The sequence below is a fragment of the Pedobacter segetis genome (assembly GCF_016623585.1).
Lineage (GTDB): Bacteria > Bacteroidota > Bacteroidia > Sphingobacteriales > Sphingobacteriaceae > Pseudopedobacter > Pseudopedobacter segetis.
The window spans coordinates 1-2,713 of the sequence record NZ_JAEHFY010000049.1; the positions used below are offsets into that span (position 1 = coordinate 1).

Consider the following 2,713-nt stretch of genomic DNA (forward strand, 5'->3'; position numbering starts at 1 on the left):
TTATTGTTTGTCACTGTGTCTTACACAAATGTAAAGGCTCAAGATTTACACAGCTACGCCGATACGGCCAATTACCTGATCCACCAAATTGAGAACAAAAAAAATCTTTACGTTGGTCAACCGTTATCGGTCTTATTGGATAGCCTCAAAATAGATCCTGTTGATGCACTTGCAGGGGGGGGGGGTAAAAGAAGATTTTGGAAAAGATCTTCGACTTGAGTTTAATCTGGAACGCAATTTTAATAAGGCACATTTTATTGTTGTAGAATTCAATTCCGTTCCTCCATATAATACTTTATATCCCGTCTTTTTCCCAACTATCGGTCAAGTTGGGAGTTTGCAAAGTATACTTTCCGTTTATCGGTCATTAATAATAAAAGATGTTTTGGTAAAGGATTATACCGATGATGAACCAGTAAACCCAGATGTACATTATTAGGGTACTGCCCTGCAGGCTTGCAAGCCTGCGGGTTTTTAAACTATGCCTTATCTAACTATGAAAAAATTAATCATATTATTGTTTGTCACTGCGTCTTACACAAATGTAAAGGCTCAGGATTTACACAGCTACGCCGATACGGCCAATTACCTCATACACCAAATTGAGAACAAGAAAAATCTTTACGTTGGTCAACCGTTATCGGTCTTATTGGATAGCCTCAAAATAGATCCCGTTCGATCAATTCCAGGGGCAGGAATGAGAAAAGAAGATTTTGGAAAGGATCTACGGCTATATTTTAATTGGGAGCGTGATTTTGAAAGGAAGCATTTTATTATTATAGAGTTTAATTCGGTTCCTGAATATACTACATTATATCCCGTCTTTTTCCCAACTATCGGTCAAGTTGGGAGTTTGCAAAGCATACTATCTGTATATAGGCCGTTAATTGTTAAAGATGTTCTCGTTAAGGATTATACCGATGATGAGCCAGTAAACCCGGATGTACATTATTAGGCTTCTATCTAAGCTGTTCGACTTGTTCCGACAGGGCAAGTCGAACTTCAAATAGTGAGGATTTGTAATCCGATTATGTTCGATCTTATTTTAGACACGGATTACAAATCATTTTTACTTATAGTTCGGGATGCGCTATGCTTAACATCCCGAACAGTTTTGATGTATTAAAGTTGGTAAATGGTAAACAGGTTAAGTCGCTTATAATTATTAGACAGTAACAAAGAAGAACATGAAAAAATTAATATTAATAACCATGCTTTTTTTTAACTTAATACCAGTATTAAGAAAAGGCACTATAAGCTTTACTGGCCCAACTAGAGCATTAGCAGAAGACTATGGATATGAGGATTCAGAGCCTGAACCTGAAGAACCAGATTTAGAAGCCCTTTGCTCAGGTTTGGCTAACGCTTTACAAAATAGTTTTCAAAATAATTCAACCATTGAACAAAATGGATTTTTAGTCAGAGATGCAAATAACAATTTAAAGTATCTGCCACTTCCTGATGGCAACAATACTTCGAATTCTTCTCAATATCAAACATATACTAGACCTAATGATCCCAACGTGTATGCAAAAGATGGAGATCAGTATTACAGAATCGAGGGATATGTGCATACACATCCGAATACTGGTGACGATGATAATCCAGCACCCAGTAATGAGGATTGGGAAAATATAGCTGATTTTCCTGAAGATGTATATGGAATAATATTAGGACCAGATAGTTCATACATTTATGGAAGTGAAGGGGTGGGATATCTATATGGATACGATACACCTGATTTAATAGACTTATTTTGCAAAAATTTATAAAAAAAACATGAAAAAGTACATTTTTTTGGTAATAATAATAATCTTCTCTTTTACATCTTTTTCGCAATCTAAAAGATGGCAAGTTGAATTAACTAATACCCAATTGAAAAATAAAATAGAAGACTATGCATTATATGTAAAAACTTGGGCGTCTCAAAACCAGATGTCAGATTACATAGTGGCACTAGAACAACAAAACACAGGTGACAATTCGGTCTTCATTCTCAGCACACTACTTTCTTCTAAAAGTATCGATAGATTTAAACCATCTGTTTATACGGTCATAAACGATTGTCCTGTTATTATTCGCACCGGATTGCAGAGCTATACAAAAGCTGATACAGTTTTGATAAAGTTTCTAAAAGATAAATATTGGAAAGGCACAGCAGAAGCTCTTATTAAAACGAACAGAAAAATTCAAGAAGATGCAATTAATGAGACCTTGAAAAATTCAAAAGATAGTGTAACAATATTTGATAATGGAATAGCTAAAAAAGTTCTAGAGTCAGAATTTAGAGTCCGTATAGGAGGAACAACAGGAAGCACTATAAATATTGAGCCCAAATCATGGATATTGTTTTTCAAAGGACAGTTTTTAGAACGGGAAACGGAAGACCGTTTTGAATATAAAACTCAATAGTACTATGATAATCGACTTGTTCCGTCAGGACAAGTTGAACTTATGGTAATGAAGATTTGTAATCCGCCTATTTCAATCACATTTAGATGTGGATTGCAAATCCTTTTTATTTATAGTTTGGGATGCGCTATGCTTAACATCCTAAACATCTTTGGTACTTATGTTTTAACATTGGCAAACGGTAAAGAGGTTAAATCATTAGTTTTAATTAAACAGTAATGGAAAAACACATAAAAAAAATATTGCTACTGGGTATGTTTATACTAGGTTTAAGCCTGTCTGGCAACAGCGTTTATGCGGA

Annotated in this window: 5 protein-coding genes; all 5 read left to right on the top strand. The window is 34.8% G+C overall.

The features are described from left to right. A partial coding sequence (locus I5M32_RS16790) for a hypothetical protein (protein WP_234461997.1) occupies positions 1-219 on the top strand: 219 nt, incomplete at its 5' end. Then, a complete protein-coding gene (locus I5M32_RS16485) occupies positions 164-439 on the top strand; it encodes a hypothetical protein (protein ID WP_200588259.1) in 276 nt (91 codons plus the stop codon). The genes I5M32_RS16790 and I5M32_RS16485, both read left to right, overlap by 56 nt. Before the next feature lie 57 nt (positions 440-496). Further along, positions 497-955 (top strand): hypothetical protein, encoded by a 459-nt coding sequence (locus tag I5M32_RS16490; protein WP_200588261.1) that lies wholly within the window; start codon positions 497-499, stop codon positions 953-955. Between the two features lie 232 nt (positions 956-1,187). Beyond that, complete coding sequence (locus tag I5M32_RS16495) at positions 1,188-1,772, top strand: hypothetical protein (protein ID WP_200588263.1); 585 nt, start codon at positions 1,188-1,190, stop codon at positions 1,770-1,772. A gap of 7 nt (positions 1,773-1,779) precedes the next feature. Continuing rightward, positions 1,780-2,412: a hypothetical protein gene (locus tag I5M32_RS16500; protein ID WP_200588265.1), complete on the top strand. Its 633-nt coding sequence runs from the start codon at positions 1,780-1,782 to the stop codon at positions 2,410-2,412. Positions 2,413-2,713 lie beyond the last annotated feature (301 nt).

What these genes read in the sequence shown, in the direction of transcription:
- I5M32_RS16500 (WP_200588265.1), top strand. Translation starts at nt 1,780, where the DNA reads ATGAAAAAGTACATTTTTTTGGTAATAATAATAATCTTCTCTTTTACA.
- I5M32_RS16490 (WP_200588261.1), top strand. Translation starts at nt 497, where the DNA reads ATGAAAAAATTAATCATATTATTGTTTGTCACTGCGTCTTACACAAAT.
- I5M32_RS16485 (WP_200588259.1), top strand. Translation starts at nt 164, where the DNA reads ATGCACTTGCAGGGGGGGGGGGTAAAAGAAGATTTTGGAAAAGATCTT.
- I5M32_RS16495 (WP_200588263.1), top strand. Translation starts at nt 1,188, where the DNA reads ATGAAAAAATTAATATTAATAACCATGCTTTTTTTTAACTTAATACCA.